Genomic DNA, 25,946 nt, shown 5'->3' with positions numbered 1-25,946 from the left:
TCAATCGACCTTCATAATCATAAATTTGGTGTAAGTATCTTTAACCTCATTAATTTTAGAACGACCTATAGGTAATTCCAACCCATTGGACATTAGAACAACTCCGCTAGAAAATTTCTTCACATGAAGCAGATTAATAATAATAGAACGATGGATTTGCAAGAAGTTACAGTCTTTTAAGGCCAAAGCATAATCTGAAATGATGCCTTTGCTTTCATAGGTTTGATTAGTGGTCGTAAAATGTAGTTTGCTTTTTATAGTTAAGCTTTTGGCAGCTTGAATACTAATGAGGTCATCATATTTTAAAACGATTTCTTCATAGGTTGACTTGATAACCATAAACTTTTTATCAAGTGCTTGAAAGTATTGGCATATCTTGATCATTTTCTCCTCCAAGATCGAAGGAGCAATTGGTTTTATCAAATACTGAAATGTCATGACATCAAAACTTTCCACCATATATTCAGGATAGCTTGTCAGAAAAATAATTTGTTCATCTAGGTTATTTAACTCTCTTATTTTTCGGGCTGTTTGAATCCCGTTTATCCCCCCCATTTCAATATCCAAAATTAAAATATGGAATGGAGTTTCATAGTGCTCATAATGGGATACCAATTGCTCTCCCGAGCCGAATAATTCAATTTCAAAATCTATATTAGTCTTTATCGACAAAGTAATCAGGATACTTTTGACAAGCTCTCTTTGTTTTTCCTCATCATCGCAAATAGCCACTCTATACAAAAATAATACACCTCTCACTTTCTATACCTTTATTCTAAAACTCCATATAAACATGATACAACCTTTTGACTTTGTATAGATAGCTTTTGGATGAAATGCAAATTAAAATCCCTCAACACCACATGAACGAATATTTCCTTGACTGCTTCTTACCCATTTTCAGAGGTGTTGTGAATGTCTTTTTTATAACATCCATATGGAGTTAAGCTGCAATTCCAATCTGTTTTAGATCAGGTATTTCCTAAATATAAGGGTGTATTTTTGGGGTTTACATTCTGTTGTATATTTGAAAACATTGTTGACGTTCCCTACCTCAGATGAAGTTCTGAGCGCTGGAGAGGAAAAATTAACAAAAAAGATTGCATCTTTATGTGTACGAAGATCCTGTCCGTTTTCATTCCGCAGGATACGAAGAGCTGCGAGTCCTTATAGCAAATCTAGAGACCGTTGTTAAGCGGCTTGTAAGCGTAGTTAATCAAATCCACCGCTGGGTCGACATTGTGTTCCCTGAACTTAGACAAGTCTTTAAAATCTTAACTTGCAAAGGTGATTGGAGACTCTTAGAATTCAAGGCTCTACATCAACATAATGTCCAGTTTAAAAAGCTTAAAAAAATGAAATCCATCATGAAGTTATGTAGAAAGCTGGCTCTATTTTAGTAGGTCTGGCACGCAAAACACCCGACAGACGAATCTGTCGGGTTATGAATCATTTTATTTTACAAATCAGGATGCTCATGTTTCGCTTTCAGACGATTCCAGCGACGCTCCACTTCTGCCTCGAAGCTGCGTAAAGCCGGCTCATTCTCTGGCTTCAGTAAATGACGGGTTTTGCCCATTGTCTTCAACCAAGCGGAGAGCTCAACGCGTTTGCCCTTATCCTCTGGATTGTACGTAATATTCGTAGAACCGTGCTCCACTTCATATAGAGGGAAGAAACAAGATTCAACAGCCAGCGAAACGATGTTGGTACCTTCTTTATCCTCAGACATCCAGTTCAGTGGGCATGCGATCAGGATTTTACCGTACACAAGTCCTTCGTTCTGAGCGTACCATTGTGCTTTTGCCGCTTTCTTCACAAGATCCTGCGGGTAAGCTTCGGAACCTGTGAAGACATATGGAATGTTAGTAGCTGCCATGATTTGCGCAGTATCCTTATGCTGTGTAACTTTACCTTGCTGATTCTTACCAATGCTGGATGTAGATGTACGGTGACCCAGTGGTGTGGAATAGGACTGCTGAGCACCTGTGTTCATGTAACCTTCGTTATCGTACTCTACGATAATCATTTTGTGACCGCGTAGTGCAGCCCCAATCGCAGGTCCCATTCCGATGTCCATACCGCCATCACCAGTTACCATTACAAATGTGAAGTCGTCTTGAAGCCCAAGTCCGTCCAATTCACCACGGCGTTTGCGTTCCCAGAACATTTCTACGACACCGGATAAGGTAGCTGCACCATTTTGGAACAGGTTATGAATAAACGTAGATTTATGAGAAGAATATGGATAACCCGTAGTTGTTACCATCGCACAACCCGTGTGATAAAGCGCTACGATATCCCCTTCGATGCCTTTGAAGAACGTCTCCAGTCCTGAGAAAATTCCACAGCCTGGACAAGCGCCGTGACCTGGTGCAAGCCGTTTAGGTTTCTTCGTCAAGCTGCGCAGTGGGGGTATCCGCACACTTAATTTCCCTGTTGCTTCATCCTGTTTAACCGTAATTAATCCTGTCTTCAGCGAATCAAAGTCCATCGGCTTCAATAGACGCTGTGGCGCTTTGTCCGGTGCACCTGGATTGTGACCATAGTAGTCAAATGGAACTTCAACACGGTCTGCAGCAACGGCATCCAATGCTAATTGGAAGAATGCATGACCATCTTCTGCGTAGAAGTCCTTACCGCCCAACCCGTAAATACGGCTAATTACCTTTGTAGTAGTGTTACCATAGGTGAACAAGGCTGCCTTGATCTCATTTACCATATTACCGCCGTGACCACCAACCGAATCCGCACGGTCGCCTACGGTGATTGCCTTAACATTTTTCAGCGCTTCAGCCATTTGCTTCTGTGGGAAAGGACGAATCATATTCGGCGAAATTGCACCTGCTTTGATCCCTTGCAAACGAAGCTGATCCACAACATCTTTAATAATCTCTGAGGCAGAGTTCATCAAGAATACGGCTACTTCCGCATCTTCCATCCGATACTCTTCGATCATTGGATAGTGGCGTCCAGTCAATTCAGCGAATTCATTAGCAATTTCTTCGAAGACTTCACCCGCATTATACATCGCTACTGACTGCTGATAGCGGTTGTTGATATAGTCAGGTTCATTCATGTAAGGACCTACGGTAACCGGATTATTACGATCCAGGGTATCCGTAAAGCCTGCCGGAGGTTGTGCCCCAACGAATTTATGAACATCCTCACGGTGAGTAAATGCCTGTACACGGCGCTTCTGGTGAGAAGTAAAATACCCATCTGATGCTACCATTACTGGAAGACGCACTTTGGCGTGCTCAGCAAGCTTAAGTGCCATCAGGTTCATATCATAAACGGATTGTGGATCACGACACATCAGAATCGGCCAGCCCGTATTTAGCGCAAAATACAAATCAGAATGGTCACCATGAATATTAAGCGGACCGGAAATCGAGCGGCAGATCAAATTCATTACCATAGGCATCCGTGTACCAGCTTGTACCGGCAATTGCTCTAGCATGAACATATAACCTTGAGCACTGGTAGCATTAAATACACGTCCACCAGCCGTCGAAGCTCCATAACAGATTCCTGCAGAACTGTGTTCGCCGTCTGATGGAATAAGCATAATATCATGCTGACCGTTCGCTTTCATGGTATCAAGAAATTGAGCGACTTCTGTCGATGGGGAGATCGGAAAATAACCCATGACATGATAATTTATCTGATGGGCAGCATAAGCCGCCATTTCATTGCCGGATTCATATAGGAATTTCTGCTCTACCTTCGTAGAGCTTACTTCTTTTTCATAATCAATAGCCACGTGTGTTCCACCTTTCCTCCGTTAATTAAGCCTCAGTAACAAGATCAAAAATATGCCGGACCGTATGGCTCTCAGCGTAGCCTTCTTCCTCGCGTTCGCCAGACAAAGCCGTTGTAGGACAAGCTTCTACGCATTTTAAACAGCCTTTGCAGTATTGATAATCAATGCCTTGCAGGAACATTTGCGGACGTCCCTTTTTATCAGGCTGCTCATCCCAAACAAAACATAAATCAGGACATACTGTATCGCACTGCGCACAATGAATACAATCCTCTAATTTAAAATGAGGCAATAAACCGGATCTTGAAATGCTAAGATTCTTTAAAAAGCTGCTGCCAGGATTCGTAATGGTACCACCAATAGGCTGAGTTTCATAACCTAAGGCCGAAATATCGGACCGAACGAACTCAGGCATAATCGCACCTTCAGGCAAAGGGAAATGCATGAAAGTTACTTCATTAAACCCACGTTCGAAAGTAGTTAGTGCGGATTGAACAGCCTGCGGATATTTTTTGCCAAGTGATTTCTCGATAACCCCCTTCATAATTTCAGGATCCAAGAAATCACACATCCGGAACAACGCACCTAACATTGCCATGTTTACGCGGTTCTTCTCATCTAATGCGATCGATGTAGCATCAACGACAGCTATAGTTCCTGCCATCATGTTCAGGGAGGACTTCAATTCTTCTGGCGACTTAGCCGAGTTCACTAGCACCGTGCTATGATCATAAATTCCGCTAGTCACGTTGACGGTCTTTGCCAACGCTTCATGGAATATGCCTACGACGTGAGGTCGTTCTACCGGTGAAGTGTCACGAATATGTGTGTTCAAATCACAAAAACGGATATGTGCCTTTACCGCTGATCCCTTTTTCTCAGAACCATAGGATGAAAAGCTCACTCCATTCATTCCAGCACCGACAACGCCTGCTTCTGCAAGCATTTTACCAGCTAAGTTCGCGCCTAGCCCTCCAATTGATTCCAGACGAATCTCAAAAAATCCGAGTTCGTTCACTTTTGGTAACTGTACCACCGACATAGCCCCTTTCAGAATGTCATCAGTATAATATCCTTTTGACTTTTTCAACGATTGTATCTTGATTTTGCAAGTCGCGAAGTGACAAATCTTGCATTTTCCATGTGTTACCTAAGCTTATTTAGCTACTTTTATTTAGCAATAAAATTAAAAATTAAGATGTTAAATTCATCACATTCTGCATTTGAAACTATCTGTATCAGTAACATCTTTAAAAAACTAAAGTTCTTTTTTAATGCGTATTTGATACATATTGCTTGTATCAATAGCATTGTCTAAAAACCCTAATAATCAATAACATTTTTGCTCCTTGTGGGGAATTTGTGGGTAAACCACAAATAAAAGACTCGGGATTATTCTCCCGAGTCTTCCCGTTTGTGGTAAAGAAAATTTTCCTGAGTATCAAAAGAGCCGTCCGGGTTATCCCTGTGACGACTCTTCTACATGCTCAATGATATCGTTTGGTTGTACTCCAAAATGGCTACAAAGCTTGTCCAGCACTTCCAAAGAGATATTCTCACCCTTACCCATCTTCGCTATCGTGGACGGACCAAGGCCAAGTGCCTCCCTTAAATCCTGCTTCTTCATTTCATTTTTCGCTAATAGCACCCATAAGGGCTTGTATGAAAACGGCATTATATTCACCTTCCTACTTCTTTATGTACTCATAATAATAAAATAAATACAGGAAGTCAAACTTTTTATTTGACTAATGATACAACATATGATATATTTAATACAGGAAGTGAAAGTAATACTTCCCGAAAGGAGAGAAGGGATGAAGGATTGGGTACAACTCCTAACAGCAGCAATACAATGTTACACAGCTTATCTACTGCTAAAGGAAAAGAAAAAAGGAACCAAACGCCGCGCACCACGCAAACGTAAATAGGTTCCCGGAGGAAGGGATTGAGCCCCTTCCTCCACCCAATCATAACACACTCGCTCCAGAAAACAAATTAGCCGGCGGGCTTACGCGGGAGGGATATTAATGTTGAATATAATTACTTGGATTGTTATCGGAGTATCACTTGTTTTGTCCATCATTGCAATGATTAGATCCCGGAGACACCACTGATGCTAACGATACAACGACAGTACCATTATTCAAATGATCGGGCTGCTTACTTTGGAATGTTCCAGATAACTTTAAATGATCTAGGAGCACCCCCTACTTTATGTGATGGGAAGAAATAAAGCCGGGGCAGTCCATGCGTATCTGTGACAATCACGATAGCGGATTTGGTGGAAGGTGTGGAAGAGTTGTAGCGATTGGTACTTTTATTGGAATCAGCGAACGTATAGGTGCGTTAATTGACATACATGAACCACTACTAGTAATTATTGAACCAGAAGCCCTCGATGAAATCAACTTCGAATCACTGCCACCAGGATGGGCTGAATTTGATATATGACCCATCAAATTATAATGCCTCGTCAGCATTATCACTGACGAGGCGATTTTCACAATCGTATTAGCTAGGTGTCTCATTGAGCTATCGTTTCCCGTTAGCGTAATAACTGTTATCAGAAGTCATTGCCATCATTGAACAAGCTACGCTAATTCTTTAATAGCCCTTCCCACTCATCTATGGATAATTTTCATGTAATATTCTTCAAATCCACTGGCACTTCAACATAACACATAAACTCGAGCGAGTTCCCATCTGAGTCATCAAAATATACTGAAGCATTCTCTGAATACGGGCGAACAAAAGGTACTACATTATCTCGGTTACCAAATGGAACAGGTTGAATACCCCGATCCTTTAGCCAATGAGTTGATTGCTTCAAAAATTCATAATCAACTCGAAATGCTACATGTCTAAGCGATGGATGATAAGGAGTTTTGTATACATCACCTTCCCACAATCCAAGCCAACTTTTCTTCAATCCAGAATAAAGCAGAATCATCATCTCTCCATGCAATAGTCAAACCTAGTTTTTGGTAACTTTCTTTGGTATATTGGGTTATAATTATTATAAGATAATCAGATGGGGTGATTTTTTGAAAAATCCTTTTAGGTATATTCTTGGAACACTCGGGGTTTTATTGGCATATACAATCGGTGCATGGCTTTACCAAAAAGGTAGCCAAGTCATATTCAACCAAACTATTTCTAATGATGAGTATAAAGGTATAGTATTTTCGACTTTTTTCTTATATTTACTTATATTAGTTCCACTAATATTTCTTATTTGTTATGTAATAGACTTGAAAGTTACTCAGAAGACTTTAAAAATATTTTTGAATATTCTTGGTTCTATTTTAGTCGGATTCATATTCCCTATTTTAGTAACTGGAGGAAGATTGACCTCTCCTGAAGGACAATTACTAATGTGTCTCTTCTTCCCCCCCACATTTCTGGTCGGAATACTATACAGTCTACTTTTTTTAAATGTGCTGACACGAAAAAAATCTTCGTAGGAGGGATTACCTCCTTCTTCTAACACTACCATACCTTTTGGTCCGTAAGGCGGTTCCAATGAATTGATAACGCTCTATATTTCGATGAAACAAACTTTTTAATCACTTTCGCTTCCTGATATACTCCGAGACATTCCTGTTCCTTGTCTCGAATTCGATATGATGAGAATTTAATAAGATTCAACTATCCTGCCCGTTAGCTTAATTAGGGATAAGTGAAAACATAGCCAGTAGTAAGTGAAAGTGAAAAGTTACGAAATGAAGTAGAAAATATTACCTTATTCTGATAGACTACTCCCAGAATCATACATTGGGGGTATTTATTTTTTATGAGAAGAATCATTGTTCCAATCTTCATGTCACTTGTTTTATTGCTGATGCCTGTACTTGTTGAGGCACATCCAGGACGCACAGATGCAAATGGCGGTCATTATTGCCGCACAAATTGTGCAAAGTGGGGACTCGAAGACGGAGAATACCATTACCACAATGGCGGAAGTTCAAATTCAAAACCGGCTGCCACTGCTAAACCAACTGTTAAACCTACCGCGAAACCAACAGCAAAGCCTACTGCTACACCAGCTCCAACTTTGCTTTTACCAAAGAAACAGAACGTCGGCACTCTTCAGGTCTACTTTTTCGATGTTGGACAAGGTGACTCTACCCTAATTCGGACTCCGAATAATCAATATGTCCTCATTGACGGAGGTAATAACAATCAGGGTAAAAATGTAGTAAAGTATCTGAACTCTCTTGGTGTAAAGACACTTGATGCCCTTGTTGCTACTCATCCTGACGCAGATCACATTGGTGGGCTAGATGATGTTCTAAAGGCGCTGGATGTGAAGTCTGTGTATGCGCCTAAGGTTTCACACACCACTGAAACTTACAAAGATTTTTTAACTGCTGTAAAAAATGAAGGGCGTACTATTAAAGCAGTTAATAAAGGCGTTACTATTCCTTTGACTGGCGTTGAGGCGAAGTTCCTGGCTCCTATTAGAACGTATGGGGATAATCTTAACGACTGGAGTGCTGTCCTAAAGGTCACTTATAAGAACAAGTCCTTCCTCTTTACCGGTGATGCTGAAAAGGCTTCTGAAAACGATATGTTAGCCGATGGCATGAATTTAAAAGCAGACGTATTAAAAGTCGGACATCACGGCTCCAGTAGTTCAACCAGCAAAGCATTCCTCGACGCCGTAAAACCACAGTACGCAGTTATAAGCGTCGGTAAAAACAACTATGGGCATCCAGATTCGGGGATTCTTACAAGGTTGAAAAATGCGAATACTTCAGTGTTACGAACTGATCAAAAAGGTACAATTACTGCAATAAGTGATGGAAATAAAATCACCTTTACATCGACTAAGGGGGGCAAGTAAATGCAGAAAGGAATCATTGATCGCTTCGAGGGTGAGTATGCCATTATTGAATTTTATGGTAAAACAAAAGATGTCCTTAGATCAGAACTACCGGCGGAGGTTAAGCCTGGAGACACCCTTATTTTCGAAGAAGGCAAGGTCATGATTGATACTGAGGCTACAGCCTCGCGGAAAGAAGAAATCGATAGTTTAATGGATGAGTTATTCGAGGAATAATAGTTATGCCCCGGCGAAAGCTTCCGGGGCATTTTTTATGTAGTCACATGAATAACATCTTCTATATTAATCCATTCCCAGTCATCGTCACTTGTGCGTAGCTTTAACTGCCGCGATCGTTGATCTAATCGCATTACAATACCACGGATCTCCTTATCATCTATTGGATCAAACAAATTTAACGTGATCGGGCTGTGATCCTCCATCGATTGGACAAGTACCTGCTGAATCTCATCTAAAGCTTGAAGGTCAAGCTCGGATCTGGTTCGAACTTTTTTAAATCTGCGCATCAGAAAGAATACGCTGCTTGTGCTCAGGCATAATCATTCGGCTCCCCTCCCAAAGTCCATTACCTTCGAGTTTCTTTCTCGCTATACATAATTTTCCTAATAATATAACCAATAATCCGTGTTGCTCTCCGCAGTCTTATCTCTTATAACCTCTTCTGGATTTCGGTGAGATGGGTTATCTCTTTCCCAACATGAGATAATACAGGCCATCTCTGGCGACGTATGCAGATTCCATTCGATGTAGTTCTCTTCTGTCAACTCTATCAATCCATTTCGGATATCAACTGGCATCCGTCCGCTCAATCGCTCTAACTCAGGTAATGACGGCATCCGTCCAAAATGTCGTGAGTAATGGGTTATGATCAGTAAAAGCTTACGCGGTGTATCGCTTAACATAAATAACGCCTCCAAAAATAAGAACATTTGTTTCCATTATAACCAAACACACGTTAGTAAATGAACGTTAAATATTGTTAATATAGAAAAAGATAGACTCATCATCTATACTTTAGTTAATCATACAAGAATATCACTTAGGAGGAGCAATAATGAACGATGAGTTTCCTATAATATCAGAAGATAAACCTGTACCTATCATCCGCTCAGAAGTTGATAATTTCTCACAAGGTTTAACTCTCTATTTAAACCACCTCGGATTACCCTCAGCTAATGTTTTGGTAAATCCTTTAGAAAGATTTAAAGTTATTAACAACCTTCCTGATATTGTTCTTCAATTAAATCCGAATCTGAGAAGAGACTCTATGTACATTTCTAAATTTATTGCTGCATGTAGCGCTGGATTATTTGATGCCGCATTAAATATGCTCTGGAATGAAACAGTAATAAATCTTAGGGGAAAAGTAAAAAGATTTGATATGGACTATTTTCTAGATAGCGTAATCACAGATAGTAGACGGCGAGCTCTTTTCAAAAATGAGGATGATTTAAATAAATTAGAAGAATGGGAGTTAGTTAAGGGGTGTAAAGATACCGGGATAATATCAGATATAGGGTACAAGCATCTTGATTATATTCGAGATATGAGAAATCATGCGAGTGCAGCTCACCCAAATCATAATGATGTAACGGGACTACAACTGGTGTCTTGGCTAGAAACCTGTATTAATGAAGTACTCGCTAAAGAACCTGAGGGTCCAGTTGTACAAATTAAACAACTGCTACATAACCTGAGAAGTAAAGTATTAACTAAAGGTGATGTACTGCCTATTACTTCGAGTATTCAACAGTTACCAGAAAGTTTAATCAATTCAACTCTTAGAGCAGTTTTTGGAATGTATACAACAGTTGACCTAGGCGCATCAGTTAGGAACAACTTAAATCTCATTGCCCCTTCATTATGGAAAAGCAGTAACAAGCAAGCTAAATTTGATATTGGTTTAAAGTATGCAATTTTCTCTGCAAACGCAGAACTTGATAGGAAACAGTTTGCACATGATTTTTTAATCCTAGTAGATGGACTTGCTTTTATGCCATCAGACATCAGGGCCTCCCATATAGATCAGGCACTTGATTCACTATCGAGTGCACACTATGGCTGGGACAACTTTTATCACGAAGGTTCGCCTGCTAGACTACTAGCAAGCTATATTCCTGATACTGGTGAAATTCCAGAATCGGTGATGTCTAAGTATATAAAAGTGTTGACTATATGTAGAATAGGAAACCCATATGGAGTTTCGGGCTATGCCCAACAATACTATGATGAAATGATCAGCAAGTTCTCCGACGCTCATTTCAACCAATTTGTTCTTCTGCTGTGGGATGATGACGTACAGTCTAGGTTAGGGAGTAGAAGTTGTTCAAGTGAATATGCCCGTTTAGCAAATTCCTTCTCTGAAAAAACAGTAAATATAAAATTGAGAGCGATCCTAAAAAAAATACACAACCCAGAAGGAACAAATTTGCAAGGTGCTCCTTTAGCAAATGCTCACAGGGTAACCAACTTTTTCAATGAAGTTGATGCTATTGTAATTTAGCACTCACATGAACCACCCCGCCGACCAATTAAGGTTAGCGGGGTGTTCTTATCTCTGCTCTGAATTCAAATCGTTCTCGGATGTAACGGGCTCCATTGATCTTGATTGACTCCGGTGTGTAACCCTCCACGATGCCACCGTAATCCATCAAGTGACCTTGTGGGTCTGGGTCTTCACGGTACCACACAGATACATTGGATTGAACCAGTGCCGCCGTCAAAAACTCGGAATCAGTCATCAATACCTTATATGTAACGCTCATTTCTTTCACTCCTATGCAATAAAATACCCTACCATTGCAGACGGGGTACGGTTCTTCCGCATAGTTCTAATATAATTTATTTGGAACATTATGTATATAAACTATAAATCAATAGTAAGGAAAATCTTCCTGAACTCTAAAATCATTTCAGGTAGTCTTTTAAGATGCTTCCAAGTTCTGATGTGTATTTGGTTAGCCGTAGGCTGATTTCTGTCCGCATAACATCACGAGTTAATCCAAAGCGTTCCTGATATCCTCGGCAAAAGATTTTGTAATACGTGATAAATTCGTCTTGCTCATCCGCCAGCATTTTGATATTCCGCTGCTTCAGCTCTTTCTGCAGTCGATAGGTATCCTGTATGATCCGGCGCTGTATGGCTTCACCAGCCATCAAAAAGGTACGTTTCAGAATGTTGCTGGAGTGTTCGAGTTCCTTCAGGCTCTTGCCGACCATTGTATCTATGTAGGGAAGCAAAATGAGGTCTCGAACCATCGTACGCTCCTCCGTAGTTATCATTTTATTCGGGTTCTCACGCTGCTGTTCCTCGTACTGCTCAACATGCTCGGTCATGATCATTTTCGTTTTCCAGCGTTCATTACCGTCCAACTTGGTCATAGTGACCCCTCCTAATGATAAAGCCAGTAATCAATATTAGTACCACCACTGCCGCTCTCTGCGCCTTGTTGTGGCGTTTTTTCGTACGGCACGTTCCGTTCCCATCCCTCGATAATAATAGTTGTCTCGATTGGCGTAGACACATCCCAATCTATATAATGCTCCGCAGACAGCACCTTAAATCCCTTGATTATCTCTGCAGGGTGGCGTCCGCTCAATCGTCCCAACTCTTTGATGTTTGGCATCCGCCTGAAGTGATTTCTAAACTGCGATATAATCCGCAGCAGCTTGCGCGAAGTATCATCAAGCATGACGCTTCTCCGCAACTGGTCTCCAGGATAATATGCTATCAGCCAAGAATATCCGTGGAGCGCCGGTAGTCAAGCATGTGGCCCGGATACGTCCGCCACGGATACCGAGGATTTCTATCTTGCGTTGCGTAATCTTCTCCGACTTGTCCTGGTATATAATTTCAACTATTTGGTCGACACTCATTTTCATGTGATCTCCTCCGAAAATAAGAACGTTTGTTTGTATTGTAACTGAATATATGCTCTAAAACAAACAAGGAATTTAATCACTAATTGGAATAAAAAGAAAAATAATTTTTTTAAACATCTTATTACATATATAGTCATTAATGTTTAGACAATACTTTTCTAATTTTGTAAAGTCGTAAACGATAATACATAATGAGGAGTGTAACCAATGAAAAAGATTAAATTTATTTTGATGTTTTTACTTATCTTTACTGTTCTCCCTCTAAACAATGCCCTAGCCTATCAAGGTGGTATTTTAGATGGAAAAACAATGACAATGGGGAGAGGACTTAACTCAGATACAGGCGGAACTACTACAGTAGCTACTGATGGAGATAACTCGACGGTACTTTATTTACCCGATTCTTCCGGTCAAAATCCCTATAGTATATGGTACATTTTTGATACTCCTGTAGATATAGACTCTTATCAGATTTCTATGAAGGGCACCAATCTAGCCTTTTCTTTACATGATCCTAATGGCAATTATATTGTGACTAATAAAATCATTGAAGATACGAATGGAAATAAAATTAAGCTCTCCGCTAAATCAGTAAAATACTTAACGCTTTCGAATATTGGCGGCAACCCCATTCAAATCGCTGACTTCGATATTTTTGGTAGCTCAATCCCAACACCTACACCAACACCAACACCAACACCAACACCAACACCAACACCAACACCAACTGCAACACCAACACCAGAACAACCTACCGGTGATAGAGCGATTCTTACAATCACATTAATTAATGGGACAGAAAAAGAATATGATCTTCCAATTGTTGAAGTAAATGCTTTTCTTAATTGGTACGATGCTCGTGATGCAGGAAGAGATGCAGGATCATATGGAATTAATAAGCATTCCAACAACAAAGGACCTTTTAACAAGCGCAAAGAGTATGTAATATTTGATAAAATACTTACCTTTGAAGTTAGTGAGTATACCTTAACAAAATAGATTTTCCCATCACATACCTCCTCTATCCTTTGTAGCCCCCAGCTATAATAGGATACAGGAGGTTTTGTTATGTTTATATCCCCTATGTTATTACAAACTGCTGCAGGACCATTCAGTCACAACGATTATATATTTGAACCAAAGATAGATGGTCATCGTCTTATTTACTCTCAAATTTCCGGCAAGATCCAGTTATATACCAGACACGATAATGATTGTACTCATCAGTACCCTGAGCTACACCTTCCGTTTGCTGAGGATATTGTATTAGATGGTGAGGTCGCTTGTGTAGATCCTGAAACTGGCGTGTCTGATTTCGAGTCTGTTATGAGTCGATTTCAGGCGAGACGAGCAGATAAGATCATACAACTTACCAGAACGCTCCCCGTGTATTATGCCATCTTTGACATCTTGATGTACAAAGGTCAGGATGTACGTGGTTTGCCCTTGATGAGCCGTAAGGAGATACTGGCGGGGTTAACTCTACCGTCTAATAGCTTTGGAGTAGTACCACACGTAGAAGGTGCTGGAGAGGCATTATTTGAACAGATCGAAACACGTGGTATGGAGGGTGTAGTAGGTAAGCGTAAGAACAGCTTATACGAGACCGGACGCCGTTCTCATGCGTGGCAAAAAGTCATCAATTGGACCTATGCAGATGTATATATTACAGGGTATCGAAAACAGGAGTTTGGTTGGCTGGCTGCTGTTCCATCCGGTAATTCCGGCAAACTGCGTCCAGTAGGAATCATTGAACTCGGAGCATCACCGATTCATAAGCAGGCATTCAGAGGTGTGGTCCCACAACTGATTAAAGGCGAAGATAAGGAGTTTGTACATCTCGAGCCACGATTACGGGCAAAGGTGCGTATGAGGAACTGGACCAAATCTGGAATGCTGAGAAGTCCGGTGTTTACAGAGTTTATAGTTTAAACGTAAAATACCCGCTGACCAATAAAGGTTAGTGGGTATTTTTGATACACGCTTATGCCAAAACCATCCTAAATTCAAATTCACTTCTCATGTAATAAGCATCAGCAACCTTAACGCTAACTGGGCTCCACTTCTGGACTGGACGTCCACAATCAATTATACAGCCAGCCAGATCGCCACGCCGTTCGAGTATATCCACTTGAGACTGTGACAAAGCAGCAGTTAGAAATTCAGAGTCTGACTTGAGGATTTTGTATACACTACTCAACATGATCACTCCTATGTAATAAAATACCCCACCAGTAATGGCAGGGTCGACAAGGTTCTTTCCACATAGTCTTACTATAATCCATTTTATACAGGTGACTATTTTCACTAAAAAACCTACTTTGCCGTACTTAAAGAATAGGTTTGCAATAATTCCGGAGATATTTTAACTACCCTTTAATGCTGCCCATATAGTGAAACAAATGGTTGCTGCTATGCCTATTACAGCTACGATAGTGGAAATATTCCCCCAAAAATTTTGTCTAACAAGACTTTGGACATGTTTCACATTTTCATTAACTTCTTGTTTTACTTCTTTTAATTGATCCTCTATTCTTTTTGAGCTCCCATTAACAGCCGCGAGAATCCTCTCTTCTCGTTCCTTAGCTTCTTCCCGTAATCTACGATCCTGCTCTTTCATTTCTTCGCGGTAGCGATTTTCCCGTTCTTGTGCATCTGTATGATAACGATTCTCTCGTTCCCTTGAATCTCGCTCCATTCTTTCAATCATCATCTTTGTTGAATCATCCATGATATCATCACCGCCTCTTTCCAATGAATCATCGCTTTTAGGCGCTACCTCTGCCGCCCCTCTATAAAACTCTTGTGCAGCTCTTCTCATCTCTCCATCATTTACCGGAGAATCAAAAACGGAAGAAGTGGCACTACGACTCGCCCTTATTAATGAATTAACCATATCTCTCATATATTTCTCAGTAATCAGAAGTCCGCCAGGATGAACTTCTGGCTTCCAACGTTCACGAGAACTTTCACTCATTTGAATCCCCCATACCTAAAGGAATTTGACCTATTATTTCAGAAAAATCCTTTAATTTTAGTTTTATGTATTCTTTGTCATCGTCATCTAGACTTTCACTGTTATATTGATTTACTAAAACAGAAATACTGACATTCATTAAATGGAATGCTGCAAATCTATCCAATTCTATATCATAGTAACTATTATCTACTCTAAAAATTCTATATAAATTTCTGTCAAGATTAACTTGATCTATTGTGAACAAGGCTAGAGGTGACATAATTCGAGTACTAAAACCTTTAAGAGCTCTCTCTTTATAAAGAGCATTAATAGACATATAAAATGTTTTATACGGGCTTTGAACATCTTTAAAAATAACATCAGAGTCTTCAATTATTATTCTCATTAATGAGGCACCAATATTATCACCAAAAATCCCATCAATTTTGCTAATAACTTTCTGATTTGGTTCATCTACGAACTGTTCGATTATTTTAAAAATGAATTCTTTATTCAGTGGATCTTCAGACAATATTACATCTATTCTTGAAATATCATCACTCAAGTTACTAACCGAATTATCACTCATATTTCATCCTCCAAATCTATGCTCTTACCATCAATATATCAGAAAATTTTACCAATGCCACTTAATTTTTAGTCAAGTGGCATTTTTCTATTGTGTATGAAATATTTATTTAGAAAAAACCTAATGATTTCCTTTAATCTCCTGATTGACATACAATTCAATTCTATCTTTTACATTTTTCTAACTAGAATTTGAGCTTTAAGATACGCTGCCTCAATTGCCGCCCGGATCTCATCCGGAGTAACCATGATGCCCCTGCGTCCTAACTGCTGCGTAGCATACTCTAAAGCTTGAGCAAGTTTTACCTGGCTTTCTTTACTCTTGTACACCGTCTCTGCATAGGCATAAGCCTCACCGGCCACTTTATGCAGCAGATCTCGCTGTTGGACACCAAGCTTTCCATCTAACCAAGCCTCACCCTTAGCCTGTAGCAAAGCCACCGTTCTCAAAATAACTGCCGCCAATAAACCTACAATAGCAAGAACGATTGCTGAAATATAAGGTTGTGCAGCATCAATTAACGTTTGCATATTATCCTCTCCTATTCAGTTGGCATGCCCGCAGCGCGCCGCAGGTGATTTGCCGTGTTATTGTAGTAAACCATGGCCGTCTTATCTTGTTTTTGTTTGGCAGCAAACCAGCCAGGAGACAACCACCGGAAGATCAACTCTTGTACATTGCTTTTATGCAGCTGCTTAAATGGCGCTGTTGAACCTGGTTGTAATGGAATACCCGAAGCCATTCTAAGGTTATCAGCAAGGTTATGAAAGTGCGTTAAGCCCACCTGATCCTTTTCCCTATGAGCCACAAACCATGCTGGGGATACATAATCTTCAATTAGTCTTTGAGCTACGCTGGCAGGCATCTGCACAGCGACCGGCGGTACAACGGACACTGGCTGCTCCTTAATTTCTGCTACCACATCATAAAGCAAGTCTTTAAGTGTTTTACCTACAGTCGCTAACGCTTGATCAATATCATTTTTACGTGCAGGATCTAACTGCTTATGACTTGGGATGTGTATCAGTGGGTTAAGTCCCCACTTGTCACAGCAATAGGCCATATACCACGCAAAGCGCTTGTACGCCTCGAGGGTATTTATCTTACCGCCATAGCATAGCTCCACCCCTAATGCGATATCATTAGCATCATCTCCATAAAGCTTATTGTCTGTTGTAACACTGTAGAGGACATGCCAAGCCTTTTCTGCTGGATCCAATCCCGTACCTGTTGGGATGATCTCTAGTATTTTTGTATCGTCAATAAACGTCTGAGCCGAAGCTGAGCGGTCCTTGAGGTTTTGAAAATAAGTAAAATGGTTATCGGCGGTTGCTCCCGGATTACCTGTATCATGAGCAACTAAAAAGCCCGGCGTTCCCGAGGTTAATCGGGTACCGGGCCGTACATTTTGGCGTTTGTTGATATAACGCCGTTCGATAGTATATTTATCTCTAATCAACTTAGTTTCCTCCCATTCTGATAGCCACCACAATAGCCCCTATAATCACTGTAATGATTGCCCCGCCAACAGTCCTCCAAAGCCAGCGTTGTGCATCCTCAATCCTGTCTAACCTATGATGTGCTGATTTAGTAGATTGCATAGCTTCACGCGCTAAATCTCGCGTGGCTTCAATAGTCGTTGTTAGGGCAGGTACTGCTTCAAGTGTCTTTTCGATTCTGGCCAACTGTATCTGGATTTCCACAAGTTTATCCTCTGTTCCCAAGACTCCGCCTCCTCCTGACATCCCTACTCCCCCTCTCTAATCCTCCCAATATAAATAGCCCCCGTAATAGCTACGAGGGCAAAATAAAAACGCCTACTATATGGCGCTATCTGTAATCTCTTTAGCTTGTTCAGCCGTTATCTTTTTGGCGGTAACAAAAACCTGTACTTGCTCCCCCGTATACAACCCTGCGTCAAAGTATCGCTTAATCAGTGCGTACCAGTTCATTTACAGTACACCTCCTTCCACGAGACTTAGAAGTAAGGCTGCCTGGTCCTGCTCTGCTTGATCTTGCCTTGCCTGAGTCTGCACAAGCTCCAGTAATAAAGCAGCGTTATCGGCTCGGAGTTGCTCGGTCTCCGTCAGATCTGGTGGTTTATTAGCCTCAGCTTCCAGATATGCCACCCATGCGGCCTGTAACTCTTCTTCTGTCGGCTGTGGTACGTCCAGATTCCACACCGCGATAAACTGCCCACGCTCTACCATGTCGTAGTCTAAACCCTCTACTAGTCGGTTATAGTCCACTACATACTGATAATGAACACCCTCCACTGCTTCGGTTTCATCTTCATTCAATGGTCTGATATCGTAGCGAAACCTTCCATCTACGCCCTCGCGTAATACAGGTTCTGCCCCCATATCCCACACTTCGAAATTAACGTTGTGTTTAGCAGCAGGATAAATATACTCCACTGCTTGCGCTATATTCATAAACAATTCCTCCTTTAAGATATTCTTATTACTTCAAAATGAGTCGTGTCTTGACCAATCGCAGGCGTTAAAGAGGAACCTACAAGAATTTGAGGGATTAACTTATCACCCGCATTGAGGCGCATTGTTATGTCTCCGCCTAGCATTAAATCTGATGAACCCGCCGGAGACGAACTGCGACTATCCAGCATATATCTAATAGCAACGTTAAATAATATACCAATCATAATGTTTTGATTTGGCGGAACTGTAGGAATCAATATCTGCATTTTGACTCTATAGAATCCTGTTTGTGGGGCAGTGAACTCGCCTGTCGTCGCGTTATACCCATTACCATGGTTTGAGTTTACTCCGCCATACTTCAATGAAGTCCACGATGTAGTCGAAATCACAAATGCAGTAGACATATAAGCCCATACTGTCGGACGTTGGTCCGTTGTATTATCTCCCCATGGGTTAATAACTGAACCACCATCAAATATAATTCCCCCTGCTGCTGCTTCATTAATTCCTGATGGTTTCGCGGAATATAAAGAAACTCTACCTCCGTACACAGCATTCCCGGCATTTGTGTTACCTGTACCCGCATTGTTATCGGCAACTATTTCCCCATTGATAGTGCTTTGAAATGCTAGCAATCTATTAGATATAACACTTAAATTAACATATGCTTTAGACGAATGTACTTGTATCCCCACAAGACCCTTAGCTGCACCTACTATGTTCAAATACTGAAAAATGACATTCACTGAACCCTCTACATATACAGCCGTCTCTGTGGTGGTTGTGAGGTTAAATCCCTTAACTGTAGTTTGTATTGAATTTCTATACACGGTGATCGTTGTAACGCTGCGGCTTGTGCTGGCTACGGTATCACCTGAAATGGTCAGCAACCCCCTGCCGCTATAACCCGCAACGGTTACATTTTCGTTATATGCTCCAGCAGCCACATTGATTGTAACGACATGGTTTACAACACTCGGAACCATACTAATAGCTTTACCAATGGTTTTAAAAGCTCCTGCTGCTGTATTAGCTAACCCGTTATTACTATCACTACCATCTGTACGGACATAGTAGGTAATGTCTGCTGTTGTTTGTTGTGGTGTAGTGCTTAAATTGGGTTTACCGTTCCAATTAGACTTTTCTGTGTCGGTTGCAAATCTATGAGTAGCATCCTCAGTAATCATAGTTGCTGGATGAGTTGCAGGATGAACATAGTTATTCGCTCCTGCGGCGATTCCGTCGAGCTTTAGTTTATCAGTTGCCCGCATCAACCCGTCATTTTGCAGTGCTCCTGAAACAAGAGTATTCGGTGCTTTTCCATTCCACGCTGCCTTTTCAGTATCAGTTACAAAACGATTACTTGCATCTTGCGCGATGATAGATGGTGGATGAGTTTCCGGGTGAGTATAGTTAGTTGCTCCCGTAGCAATACCCGCCAGCTTTGTTTTCTCGGCTGTTGTGTAATCGTTCGTAGACAGTTGTTTGCCAGTAACTTTATCGACCTTACCAGTAACGGCATTATCCAATATGTCCATATTCCCGTTCAGATCGGCAATATCAACGAGATCCGTTCCCTCTGGCTTCTTTAAGCCCAAATTCCCTGTAGTTTTCATTTGTCACTCTCCTATCCAAAAGTTCTTAAGTCGTTCCATGTACCAGTACCAGCAGTATTCCATGATATTGCTTTAAGCGAATCCCAGAAGGTATACGTATAAGCAAACTCATAAGCTAAGTGTGCTGGCTTAATCTCATCGATTATCTGAATTAGTCCAGCCATATTCGGAGGTATGCCTAGAATCCCAATAAATCTGATGATGAACCGGTATTCTCCAGGAACTTCTTCTACGGATACATCCCCGCCAGCAAAAGCCGATGCTGTTCGTTGAATCATTTCAGGTGTTGTTGTGCCAGTTCCCCGCCGTTTAGCCTTAATCATTTCTCTTCTACTGATGTAAGACTTTGATGGATCCGAACTTAATCCAAGCTCAGCCTCCCAACGTGCAAGACTCCATGTTGCAGTTTCAACATAAGCTTGATCTAGCAAGTCCTGTACGCCTGTAGTTAAGCCATGTATCTCAATACCTAAAGATTCCTGCAGTTCTTCTATTTCTTGTATACCCCTGTAATAGGGTGGTAAGTATTTCATAAGATCAACTTTATTTATCTCATCGCTGTCTTCTATTTCATCAGCCGAGAAAAGAAGAGTGCTGTATAAAGAATCTCCATAGCTCAACCATCACACCCCCTTTAATTGGTTCCACGTTAATGGACCCTTAGCCATGTATTCGGAGTGTGTATGTGATGATGGAGGATAAGTTGATGGTTTCCCAGCTACACCAGACCAAGGGACAGCATCAGCGTTGGCAGCATAGTCAACTTTGCCATCGTTGTTCGTATCATAAATACTTTTAAGCATATCTCCTGAGCTTTGAGCAGCCACCAGTAACACATTGCCAGTAGTCGCACCAATATATAACTTGCTTGTATCAGTACAATAGCCAAGCTCGCCTATTGCCAATGTACCGATTGCGCTTTCTATTCCTCTACGTATCTGGATTAATACTTTTCTCGCCATCTCAAAGCCTCCTAGAACGTGCCCCCATCAATCGTAGCGACCGTAAGTTTATTTCCATTGGCCGCATCATAGACGATGCTAGAAGCATCAATATTAGCCTCGATCCCGGTCGCGTTAACAATGATGCCTTTACCTGCCTTAGCAGCTACCGTAGTGGAATCCACAATAACCCCGTTACCAGCTCCTACCGTCAACGTAACACTATCGGACTGACCACCACCAGTTAGACCGTTACCCGCTGTAATCGTCTGAAGAGCTCCGCCTGTCCGAACCCACGCCGTACCATTCCAGCTATAAATCTTCTGCTCATCGTCTACATAAGCAGTCCATCCTATAGCAGGGGTATAGTAAGCCCATGCCCCAGATTGAAACTCAGCAATTTGATTTGTCTTTCCCGCCCAAACCCCTGTCGCTGAGGCCGGAATGATGTAACGGTCGGCTTCAACCGGACTTGCAGGCGGAGATAATAAATGCTGATCTTTAACTGATGCTTGCGGTTCAATGTTATGTTTCGCAAGCTCGATTTCATTCTTAATCTTCTGTGCTGACCACAAGTCTGTAATCGTAGATCCAGAATCATTAATCACCCGGTGCTTGGTAGCATCATCAATGTGAGTCTTGATCTCAGCAGCCGTTTTAGTGTTCGTCCCATCTGACACCTTATTGATATGACCTGCACTGACATCAGCCTTTAATATCTTTGCATAAGTAGCGCCGTCTGCTATATTATCAAGCGACCCCGTTAAATCACTGAGCGCTTGAGCGTTCACTCGCCGCCAAGCTGTGCCATCATCAAAGTATAGGTATCCGTTATTTGCTCCGCTCGTTACATAAAACAGACGTCCGACCGAGGAGGCCACTGGACGCGAAGCCTCTGCGCCGGATAAAGCTCGCCCAACCATTGAGTTTGTTGTGCCATCTCCGATATATATTTCCTTCGTGTCTGTACAAAAACCCATTTCACCAGCAAGTAACGCCCCATAAGTACTGAGTTGAGCTTTGGTACCACGTTTTATCTGTATCGTTTGTGCCATGTTATACCCCTCTCGTAAATGATCCGCCGTCTATCAGACCATTTGTTTTATACCTTTCTATCTCTGTTTGTGTAGCCGTTACTGCTGTCTGTAGAACATTAATATCATCCGCTTCCACGGTATCACCTGGTGTCTCATAGGTTACATAGACTTCAGCAACACTGCTAAAAATCTTAATTAGCCCGCGCCATGGTGTATCACTCGGAATAGTTAAAGTCCAGTTTGTTAATTTATCACCAGTTAATTTACTACCGCTATAGACTTGGATAGTTGAATTATTGATATTATCGTGATTCAATAAACCCTCATAAACGCCTGCTACAAGCGCTATCCGTTCTTCAATAACATAGTTGTTCCCAGTTGGATTTTTGTTCAGCTTCTCTTGAAAAACATCTATTTTATTCGGGTATGCCATGTTACACCCCCAATTCCACAATACCGATCAATGGCACCTCTTCTTCTGCGAGAACGATGTTCCCTGAGGCTCCATTGAGCAGCAACCCAACATAATCAATAACCCCGTCAGTACCTAAAAGGATCGATCCAATCACGGCTTGACTAACATAAGTTGATATAAAAGAAGCCGACTTACGCCAAGCTTCCAGTCGCTCCAAAAAGGAATTCTTTACACCTTGCAGACTATAACCAGATGCTAAGGTTACCTTAGCTGATATATTAATAGCCTTGCCGATGGCTGAAGTAACTGTGACTACTGCTCCAATAGGCGCTTGCCCTTCGCCTTTCCCTGCAGCTGGATCAATGTAATCTTGTACTTGATTTACAAGCACGCTTGACGCCGGAGCACCCTCAGTATTTACAATAACAACCTTTACAGTTTTCGGACCTGACCATAACGGAAATACGCGAGCTCCACCCACTCCGGAAACTTCAAGAGCCCATTCAATGTAATGATATTTGTTTCCGCTGGTCGCTGGACGTCTGGCAGAATCAAGGTAACGCTGTCGTAATGCATCGTCAGTCTCCCTATCAGTCCCAGGGACAATTAAATCTTTCAATTCAGCTCTTGCTAGATTATTAACAAAATCGATAGGGATTAATGTACCAAAATGCTGATTTCCCGCAATTCCTTCAACCTCTGCCTCAAGTCGATACTCTCCTAATGAGAGCCGAGTAACCACCTTATAATTGATTGAACCAATCGCGAAACGACTATCAATTGGAATATCCATTAAGGTGTTAGCGGCATTATAAAACAGCCCCCGGAGCTGAGCCTTAGTTGCCTTCTTGCGGGTCACACCGGACCAAGCAATCGACCGATCCAGATAATCGCCACTAGCGGTATCGGCAAATATTAGATTCGTGTTTATGTCCAGCTCAACATACATCTGAGCCAACTCCATTGCCGCCGGAGCCATGGCATCATAAATAATACTGCCTTCTCGCTTATCCATCCCATCGGGTACTCGATCTAGCATCCGTTCTAAGATAGTTTCAAACGTTTGGCCCTCATACACCGCCACTCACCTCCAATCGGTCTGTATAGTTTCCGTAGTCGCTCTCCACATCAAATAAGACGAGTGCAGCATCACCATCATAGGTAAATCTAAAGTTTGTCACGGAAACGATACGATCATCTTGCAGAAGTGCTTCCCTAGCCCATCGTTCCAATTCCGTTTCAAACACTGCTCTCCCGCGCACTGAGCCAACATCCGCCTCACTACCGTAATTGTCGCTGTAAATTAGATTTTCAAACCGGGTTGTAGAGAGGATTTTAATAGCTGCCTGTTTTACAGCATCCAATCCGTCCACTACCACGGATCCTATACGTCCGTTTACAAGGTCTAATTTATAGGTGAGGCTTGGTTGTGGCGCATCCTCCATGTCCTCATTTAGCAGTACATTATCGCTCTGTGGTATCAATTACTCACCACCCTATCCATGATTACGTAACGCTGACCACCTTGCATCCTGATAAGCAGGAGCTTGTCACCTGCTGCCAATGGCTTTCTGATCTCGTATTCATTTGACCCTATAGCTAATTTAAATTCTGCAAGTGTCTCCGGAACAATTAAAAAATCCTCTGAAAGCGATAGCCGATTATCGACTAGCACCTCAAGAGGATTATCATTTGTTACGACTCCAAGTTGCACCTGAACCGGACCCGCAGCTTCAACCGCTTCCTGAGCAGCCCGCTTAATTGCTTCCAGCATAATTACACCAGCCTTAATTCGAGGTCCATGGTATGTATGCCGCCTTCTTTTGAATGGCTGCACTCATCGACCAAGAAGAATTTATTAATGTTCATCGCCTTAATGTATAGATTCACGTAGCAGCCGGCTCTCATCCGATAATCTCCAAGGGCCTCTATGCTAAGCGTTCGCTTCTCTCTATTCTTCATTAGCAATTGTTGCGCCAACTGCTCTGTTATCTGGGCCTGATTCAGCTTCTCATCCACACTCTGGTAAAGCTGCAGCAATCCCCACTTGGCAATGCTGGCGCTGTCCTTGGTGACGTAAGTTTCACGCTTACCTGTCTCCTTGTTGTCCCTGTATAAAACTATTTGATTGTATGTCTCATCGTCGATGTTGCGACTGTAAGAGTAATCTGTCATAAGTGAATCATCACCTACCACAAAAGGAAAACGCATATTGGAAACATTACGTATCGTCAAACTCCCGAAATCGTCGAAGAATACGAAGTTGGTCCCGTAATTAACCAACGTCTCATCTAACGCCATGCAGATCATATCGATAAACGTTTTGTCGTCACGGATCTGGGAAGGGATAATGTATTTTGTATCTTCCAGCGATCCGGTCTTGAGCTGCATGTCTTGAGCAAGCTTTTTAACTACCTGAGTTGCTGTCTGTTTCGTGAACACATAGGTTCCGCTATTCATTAAATACCGGACCTGATCATAAGCCAGAATGGATATTTCTTCGGTCGTCCCAGTTTCAATACTGAAAATATATCCGTAAAAGACCTTATGCCCCTCGTCCGTATAACGAACCACATCACCATTATTCAACTGGAATTTTTTATCTTGCCATGGTCCACGGTCTACAAGAGTAAATTCTAGGGATGCCGCCTTGCCAATTCGAACCGTCTTCCAGGATATATCCGTAACGATGCTGGATACATCCCAGACGTCTCCATTTTTATTATCGATCAACAATTCCATACAATCACCCCGGGAGCTTCAGGACGGAACCGATCTTGAGCGTCTTCAGCTGCGCGTCCGTTAAGCCGTTTAACTTCTGAATCTCTTTCCACCGGCTGCCGTCACCGAGTTCTCTTTTAGCAATCTTCATCAGTGTGTCCTCGGATTTGACGGTAACTGTTTTCGACTTAGTACGTTCATCTGCACGTTTCGCTGGCTCTTTCTTTGTTGTAGTGGTTGTACCGGCTGCTGTCTCAGTTGTCTTCAACTTCACTTTTTTAGCAGCGTAAAAAACATACTCCTTCAAGCTGATGTCATATTTAAAGTCACCCGGGCTCCCGGCAACCTCTTTATAATTAAATTCCTCAATACTGGCCGCAATGTTGATTTTTAGACCCGTTGACGTAAAAATAAACCGGATCGGCTTCCGCTTGTTCATCCAGGTTTCAATCAGTTGGATGTAATCAGCTGGTTGCCCCCAGTTTTTTGATGATACATAGCTTGGTACGGTACCACCTACAGCGATAGACGGGAAAAAGCTGCTGAAGCTGATCTCTTTGAGCTTAGCAGCTTTGATTACGTTAATTTCGCCAAGGTCCGTTATATTGTAGGTCTCCCCATCGCCTTCCCCACCTATCTCTATTTCTTCAGGAAGGACAGGGATCTCAAACCATATAGCACGGTTGTTAAAACTCAGTTCGATGCTGTAGCCATCGGCCACACAACCGCCCCC

Annotated in this window: 33 protein-coding genes and 2 pseudogenes; 6 read left to right on the top strand and 29 right to left on the bottom strand. The window is 41.8% G+C overall.

The genetic code is table 11. The features are described 5' to 3' along the window. Window positions 1–741 carry a LytR/AlgR family response regulator transcription factor gene (locus PAENI_RS26135; RefSeq protein ID WP_149647263.1) on the bottom strand — a complete coding sequence of 247 codons (741 nt, stop codon included), beginning with the start codon at window positions 739–741 and terminating at the stop codon, window positions 1–3. A 374-nt stretch (window positions 742–1,115) separates the two neighbouring features. On the opposite strand from PAENI_RS26135, the pseudogene PAENI_RS32765 reads away from it, so the two are divergent. Beyond that, a pseudogene (locus PAENI_RS32765) lies at window positions 1,116–1,289 on the top strand (IS110 family RNA-guided transposase); the annotation flags it as partial. 170 nt (window positions 1,290–1,459) lie between these two features. Here the strand turns inward: PAENI_RS32765 and PAENI_RS26125 are convergent. From PAENI_RS26125 to PAENI_RS26110, 4 genes and pseudogenes are all read right to left on the bottom strand, one after another. After that, window positions 1,460–3,766, bottom strand: a complete 2,307-nt coding sequence (locus PAENI_RS26125) for a thiamine pyrophosphate-dependent enzyme (protein WP_149647262.1) — start codon at window positions 3,764–3,766, stop codon at window positions 1,460–1,462. A gap of 25 nt (window positions 3,767–3,791) precedes the next feature. Beyond that, window positions 3,792–4,802 carry a 2-oxoacid:acceptor oxidoreductase family protein gene (locus tag PAENI_RS26120; RefSeq protein WP_149647261.1) on the bottom strand — a complete coding sequence of 337 codons (1,011 nt, stop codon included), beginning with the start codon at window positions 4,800–4,802 and terminating at the stop codon, window positions 3,792–3,794. A gap of 423 nt (window positions 4,803–5,225) precedes the next feature. After that, window positions 5,226–5,414, bottom strand: coding sequence for a helix-turn-helix domain-containing protein (locus tag PAENI_RS26115; protein WP_316502938.1), 189 nt, complete (start codon window positions 5,412–5,414; stop codon window positions 5,226–5,228). A 993-nt stretch (window positions 5,415–6,407) separates the two neighbouring features. Further along, window positions 6,408–6,780 (bottom strand): annotated as a pseudogene (locus PAENI_RS26110) (VOC family protein). 782 nt (window positions 6,781–7,562) lie between these two features. Here PAENI_RS26110 and PAENI_RS26105 point away from each other — a divergent pair. Further along, window positions 7,563–8,615: an MBL fold metallo-hydrolase gene (locus tag PAENI_RS26105; protein WP_149647259.1), complete on the top strand. Its 1,053-nt coding sequence runs from the start codon at window positions 7,563–7,565 to the stop codon at window positions 8,613–8,615. Then, window positions 8,616–8,831 (top strand): DUF3006 domain-containing protein, encoded by a 216-nt coding sequence (locus PAENI_RS26100; RefSeq protein ID WP_149647258.1) that lies wholly within the window; start codon window positions 8,616–8,618, stop codon window positions 8,829–8,831. 35 nt (window positions 8,832–8,866) lie between these two features. Here PAENI_RS26100 and PAENI_RS26095 read toward each other — a convergent pair whose 3' ends face one another. Both PAENI_RS26095 and PAENI_RS26090 read right to left on the bottom strand, forming a co-directional pair. Beyond that, the gene (locus PAENI_RS26095) at window positions 8,867–9,121 is read right to left on the bottom strand and encodes a YolD-like family protein (protein WP_149647257.1); all 255 of its coding nucleotides are present in this window, start codon (window positions 9,119–9,121) and stop codon (window positions 8,867–8,869) included. A 96-nt stretch (window positions 9,122–9,217) separates the two neighbouring features. Continuing rightward, window positions 9,218–9,517 (bottom strand): hypothetical protein, encoded by a 300-nt coding sequence (locus tag PAENI_RS26090; RefSeq protein WP_149647256.1) that lies wholly within the window; start codon window positions 9,515–9,517, stop codon window positions 9,218–9,220. Window positions 9,518–9,669: 152 nt separating this feature from the next. Here PAENI_RS26090 and PAENI_RS26085 point away from each other — a divergent pair, with 152 nt between their 5' ends. After that, a complete protein-coding gene (locus tag PAENI_RS26085; protein ID WP_149647255.1) occupies window positions 9,670–11,118 on the top strand; it encodes a hypothetical protein in 1,449 nt (482 codons plus the stop codon). 34 nt (window positions 11,119–11,152) lie between these two features. Here PAENI_RS26085 and PAENI_RS26080 read toward each other — a convergent pair whose 3' ends face one another. The 4 genes from PAENI_RS26080 to PAENI_RS26065 form a co-directional block, all read right to left on the bottom strand. Next, the gene (locus PAENI_RS26080; protein WP_149647254.1) at window positions 11,153–11,380 is read right to left on the bottom strand and encodes a hypothetical protein; all 228 of its coding nucleotides are present in this window, start codon (window positions 11,378–11,380) and stop codon (window positions 11,153–11,155) included. Window positions 11,381–11,522: 142 nt separating this feature from the next. Next, window positions 11,523–11,996, bottom strand: a complete 474-nt coding sequence (locus PAENI_RS26075; RefSeq protein ID WP_149647253.1) for a YhjD family protein — start codon at window positions 11,994–11,996, stop codon at window positions 11,523–11,525. A gap of 11 nt (window positions 11,997–12,007) precedes the next feature. Beyond that, complete coding sequence (locus PAENI_RS26070) at window positions 12,008–12,241, bottom strand: hypothetical protein (RefSeq protein WP_149647252.1); 234 nt, start codon at window positions 12,239–12,241, stop codon at window positions 12,008–12,010. Window positions 12,242–12,299: 58 nt separating this feature from the next. Continuing rightward, a complete protein-coding gene (locus PAENI_RS26065) occupies window positions 12,300–12,491 on the bottom strand; it encodes a hypothetical protein (RefSeq protein ID WP_316502937.1) in 192 nt (63 codons plus the stop codon). A 213-nt stretch (window positions 12,492–12,704) separates the two neighbouring features. Between PAENI_RS26065 and PAENI_RS32030 the strand changes: the two genes are divergently transcribed. Next, on the top strand, window positions 12,705–13,496 hold the full coding sequence (locus PAENI_RS32030; protein ID WP_188114694.1) for a hypothetical protein: 792 nt from the start codon (window positions 12,705–12,707) through the stop codon (window positions 13,494–13,496). A gap of 69 nt (window positions 13,497–13,565) precedes the next feature. After that, window positions 13,566–14,429 carry an ATP-dependent DNA ligase gene (locus PAENI_RS26060; protein ID WP_149647250.1) on the top strand — a complete coding sequence of 288 codons (864 nt, stop codon included), beginning with the start codon at window positions 13,566–13,568 and terminating at the stop codon, window positions 14,427–14,429. A gap of 52 nt (window positions 14,430–14,481) precedes the next feature. Here the strand turns inward: PAENI_RS26060 and PAENI_RS26055 are convergent, their stop codons facing one another. The 18 genes from PAENI_RS26055 to PAENI_RS25970 all read right to left on the bottom strand — a co-directional run bounded on the left by PAENI_RS26055 (window position 14,482) and on the right by PAENI_RS25970 (window position 25,934). After that, complete coding sequence (locus PAENI_RS26055; protein ID WP_149647249.1) at window positions 14,482–14,700, bottom strand: hypothetical protein; 219 nt, start codon at window positions 14,698–14,700, stop codon at window positions 14,482–14,484. Between the two features lie 162 nt (window positions 14,701–14,862). Further along, window positions 14,863–15,474 carry a hypothetical protein gene (locus PAENI_RS26050; RefSeq protein ID WP_149647248.1) on the bottom strand — a complete coding sequence of 204 codons (612 nt, stop codon included), beginning with the start codon at window positions 15,472–15,474 and terminating at the stop codon, window positions 14,863–14,865. Further along, window positions 15,467–16,045 (bottom strand): hypothetical protein, encoded by a 579-nt coding sequence (locus tag PAENI_RS26045; RefSeq protein WP_149647247.1) that lies wholly within the window; start codon window positions 16,043–16,045, stop codon window positions 15,467–15,469. Before PAENI_RS26045 ends, PAENI_RS26050 begins: the two co-directional genes overlap by 8 nt. A 170-nt stretch (window positions 16,046–16,215) precedes the next feature. Then, the gene (locus PAENI_RS26040; RefSeq protein ID WP_149647246.1) at window positions 16,216–16,575 is read right to left on the bottom strand and encodes a phage holin, LLH family; all 360 of its coding nucleotides are present in this window, start codon (window positions 16,573–16,575) and stop codon (window positions 16,216–16,218) included. A gap of 11 nt (window positions 16,576–16,586) precedes the next feature. Continuing rightward, entirely contained in the window at window positions 16,587–17,537 is a 951-nt protein-coding gene (locus PAENI_RS26035) for a peptidoglycan recognition protein family protein (RefSeq protein WP_262495744.1), read from the bottom strand. Further along, on the bottom strand, window positions 17,506–17,790 hold the full coding sequence (locus tag PAENI_RS26030) for a hemolysin XhlA family protein (protein ID WP_149647245.1): 285 nt from the start codon (window positions 17,788–17,790) through the stop codon (window positions 17,506–17,508). The genes PAENI_RS26035 and PAENI_RS26030 overlap by 32 nt, the downstream gene beginning before the upstream one ends. Window positions 17,791–17,865: 75 nt before the next feature. Next, window positions 17,866–17,997, bottom strand: coding sequence for an XkdX family protein (locus PAENI_RS26025; RefSeq protein ID WP_149647244.1), 132 nt, complete (start codon window positions 17,995–17,997; stop codon window positions 17,866–17,868). Continuing rightward, window positions 17,998–18,480, bottom strand: a complete 483-nt coding sequence (locus tag PAENI_RS26020; protein WP_149647243.1) for an XkdW family protein — start codon at window positions 18,478–18,480, stop codon at window positions 17,998–18,000. It lies immediately after the preceding gene. Between the two features lie 14 nt (window positions 18,481–18,494). Then, a complete protein-coding gene (locus PAENI_RS26015) occupies window positions 18,495–20,099 on the bottom strand; it encodes a pectinesterase (protein ID WP_149647242.1) in 1,605 nt (534 codons plus the stop codon). Between the two features lie 11 nt (window positions 20,100–20,110). Continuing rightward, complete coding sequence (locus PAENI_RS26010) at window positions 20,111–20,719, bottom strand: putative phage tail protein (protein WP_149647241.1); 609 nt, start codon at window positions 20,717–20,719, stop codon at window positions 20,111–20,113. Between the two features lie 3 nt (window positions 20,720–20,722). Continuing rightward, the gene (locus PAENI_RS26005; protein ID WP_149647240.1) at window positions 20,723–21,061 is read right to left on the bottom strand and encodes a hyaluronate lyase N-terminal domain-containing protein; all 339 of its coding nucleotides are present in this window, start codon (window positions 21,059–21,061) and stop codon (window positions 20,723–20,725) included. A gap of 11 nt (window positions 21,062–21,072) precedes the next feature. Next, entirely contained in the window at window positions 21,073–22,095 is a 1,023-nt protein-coding gene (locus tag PAENI_RS26000; protein WP_149647239.1) for a DUF2793 domain-containing protein, read from the bottom strand. A gap of 1 nt (window position 22,096) precedes the next feature. Beyond that, complete coding sequence (locus tag PAENI_RS25995) at window positions 22,097–22,510, bottom strand: phosphoglucomutase (protein ID WP_149647238.1); 414 nt, start codon at window positions 22,508–22,510, stop codon at window positions 22,097–22,099. A gap of 1 nt (window position 22,511) precedes the next feature. Beyond that, window positions 22,512–23,576 (bottom strand): baseplate J/gp47 family protein, encoded by a 1,065-nt coding sequence (locus tag PAENI_RS25990; RefSeq protein ID WP_316502936.1) that lies wholly within the window; start codon window positions 23,574–23,576, stop codon window positions 22,512–22,514. Next, window positions 23,563–23,976, bottom strand: coding sequence for a DUF2634 domain-containing protein (locus PAENI_RS25985; protein WP_262495743.1), 414 nt, complete (start codon window positions 23,974–23,976; stop codon window positions 23,563–23,565). The genes PAENI_RS25990 and PAENI_RS25985 overlap by 14 nt, the downstream gene beginning before the upstream one ends. Continuing rightward, entirely contained in the window at window positions 23,973–24,266 is a 294-nt protein-coding gene (locus PAENI_RS25980) for a DUF2577 domain-containing protein (RefSeq protein ID WP_149647236.1), read from the bottom strand. Before PAENI_RS25980 ends, PAENI_RS25985 begins: the two co-directional genes overlap by 4 nt. 2 nt (window positions 24,267–24,268) lie before the next feature. Further along, complete coding sequence (locus PAENI_RS25975; protein ID WP_149647235.1) at window positions 24,269–25,234, bottom strand: XkdQ/YqbQ family protein; 966 nt, start codon at window positions 25,232–25,234, stop codon at window positions 24,269–24,271. A gap of 4 nt (window positions 25,235–25,238) precedes the next feature. Then, the gene (locus tag PAENI_RS25970; protein WP_262495742.1) at window positions 25,239–25,934 is read right to left on the bottom strand and encodes a LysM peptidoglycan-binding domain-containing protein; all 696 of its coding nucleotides are present in this window, start codon (window positions 25,932–25,934) and stop codon (window positions 25,239–25,241) included. Between the last annotated feature and the right edge of the window lie 12 nt (window positions 25,935–25,946).

It is taken from the genome of Paenibacillus sp. B2(2019) (assembly GCF_008370385.1).
In the GTDB taxonomy this organism is placed as follows: Bacteria; Bacillota; Bacilli; order Paenibacillales; family Paenibacillaceae; genus Paenibacillus_AQ.
The sequence above is the reverse complement of the archived record's forward strand: the minus strand, read 5'-3'. Positions and strand labels throughout refer to the sequence as shown.

Bases quoted from the DNA above. Each gene is read 5' to 3' on its own strand.
- PAENI_RS26105 (WP_149647259.1), top strand. From the start codon at position 7,563: ATGAGAAGAATCATTGTTCCAATCTTCATGTCACTTGTTTTATTGCTG.
- PAENI_RS26100 (WP_149647258.1), top strand. From the start codon at position 8,616: ATGCAGAAAGGAATCATTGATCGCTTCGAGGGTGAGTATGCCATTATT.
- PAENI_RS26095 (WP_149647257.1), bottom strand. From the start codon at position 9,121: ATGCGCAGATTTAAAAAAGTTCGAACCAGATCCGAGCTTGACCTTCAA.
- PAENI_RS26090 (WP_149647256.1), bottom strand. From the start codon at position 9,517: ATGTTAAGCGATACACCGCGTAAGCTTTTACTGATCATAACCCATTAC.
- PAENI_RS26085 (WP_149647255.1), top strand. From the start codon at position 9,670: ATGAACGATGAGTTTCCTATAATATCAGAAGATAAACCTGTACCTATC.
- PAENI_RS26080 (WP_149647254.1), bottom strand. From the start codon at position 11,380: ATGAGCGTTACATATAAGGTATTGATGACTGATTCCGAGTTTTTGACG.
- PAENI_RS26075 (WP_149647253.1), bottom strand. From the start codon at position 11,996: ATGACCAAGTTGGACGGTAATGAACGCTGGAAAACGAAAATGATCATG.
- PAENI_RS26070 (WP_149647252.1), bottom strand. From the start codon at position 12,241: ATGCCAAACATCAAAGAGTTGGGACGATTGAGCGGACGCCACCCTGCA.
- PAENI_RS26065 (WP_316502937.1), bottom strand. From the start codon at position 12,491: ATGAGTGTCGACCAAATAGTTGAAATTATATACCAGGACAAGTCGGAG.
- PAENI_RS32030 (WP_188114694.1), top strand. From the start codon at position 12,705: ATGAAAAAGATTAAATTTATTTTGATGTTTTTACTTATCTTTACTGTT.
- PAENI_RS26060 (WP_149647250.1), top strand. From the start codon at position 13,566: ATGTTTATATCCCCTATGTTATTACAAACTGCTGCAGGACCATTCAGT.
- PAENI_RS26055 (WP_149647249.1), bottom strand. From the start codon at position 14,700: ATGTTGAGTAGTGTATACAAAATCCTCAAGTCAGACTCTGAATTTCTA.
- PAENI_RS26050 (WP_149647248.1), bottom strand. From the start codon at position 15,474: ATGAGTGAAAGTTCTCGTGAACGTTGGAAGCCAGAAGTTCATCCTGGC.
- PAENI_RS26045 (WP_149647247.1), bottom strand. From the start codon at position 16,045: ATGAGTGATAATTCGGTTAGTAACTTGAGTGATGATATTTCAAGAATA.
- PAENI_RS26040 (WP_149647246.1), bottom strand. From the start codon at position 16,575: ATGCAAACGTTAATTGATGCTGCACAACCTTATATTTCAGCAATCGTT.
- PAENI_RS26030 (WP_149647245.1), bottom strand. From the start codon at position 17,790: ATGTCAGGAGGAGGCGGAGTCTTGGGAACAGAGGATAAACTTGTGGAA.
- PAENI_RS26025 (WP_149647244.1), bottom strand. From the start codon at position 17,997: ATGAACTGGTACGCACTGATTAAGCGATACTTTGACGCAGGGTTGTAT.
- PAENI_RS26020 (WP_149647243.1), bottom strand. From the start codon at position 18,480: ATGAATATAGCGCAAGCAGTGGAGTATATTTATCCTGCTGCTAAACAC.
- PAENI_RS26015 (WP_149647242.1), bottom strand. From the start codon at position 20,099: ATGAAAACTACAGGGAATTTGGGCTTAAAGAAGCCAGAGGGAACGGAT.
- PAENI_RS26005 (WP_149647240.1), bottom strand. From the start codon at position 21,061: ATGGCGAGAAAAGTATTAATCCAGATACGTAGAGGAATAGAAAGCGCA.
- PAENI_RS26000 (WP_149647239.1), bottom strand. From the start codon at position 22,095: ATGGCACAAACGATACAGATAAAACGTGGTACCAAAGCTCAACTCAGT.
- PAENI_RS25995 (WP_149647238.1), bottom strand. From the start codon at position 22,510: ATGGCATACCCGAATAAAATAGATGTTTTTCAAGAGAAGCTGAACAAA.
- PAENI_RS25980 (WP_149647236.1), bottom strand. From the start codon at position 24,266: ATGCTGGAAGCAATTAAGCGGGCTGCTCAGGAAGCGGTTGAAGCTGCG.
- PAENI_RS25975 (WP_149647235.1), bottom strand. From the start codon at position 25,234: ATGGAATTGTTGATCGATAATAAAAATGGAGACGTCTGGGATGTATCC.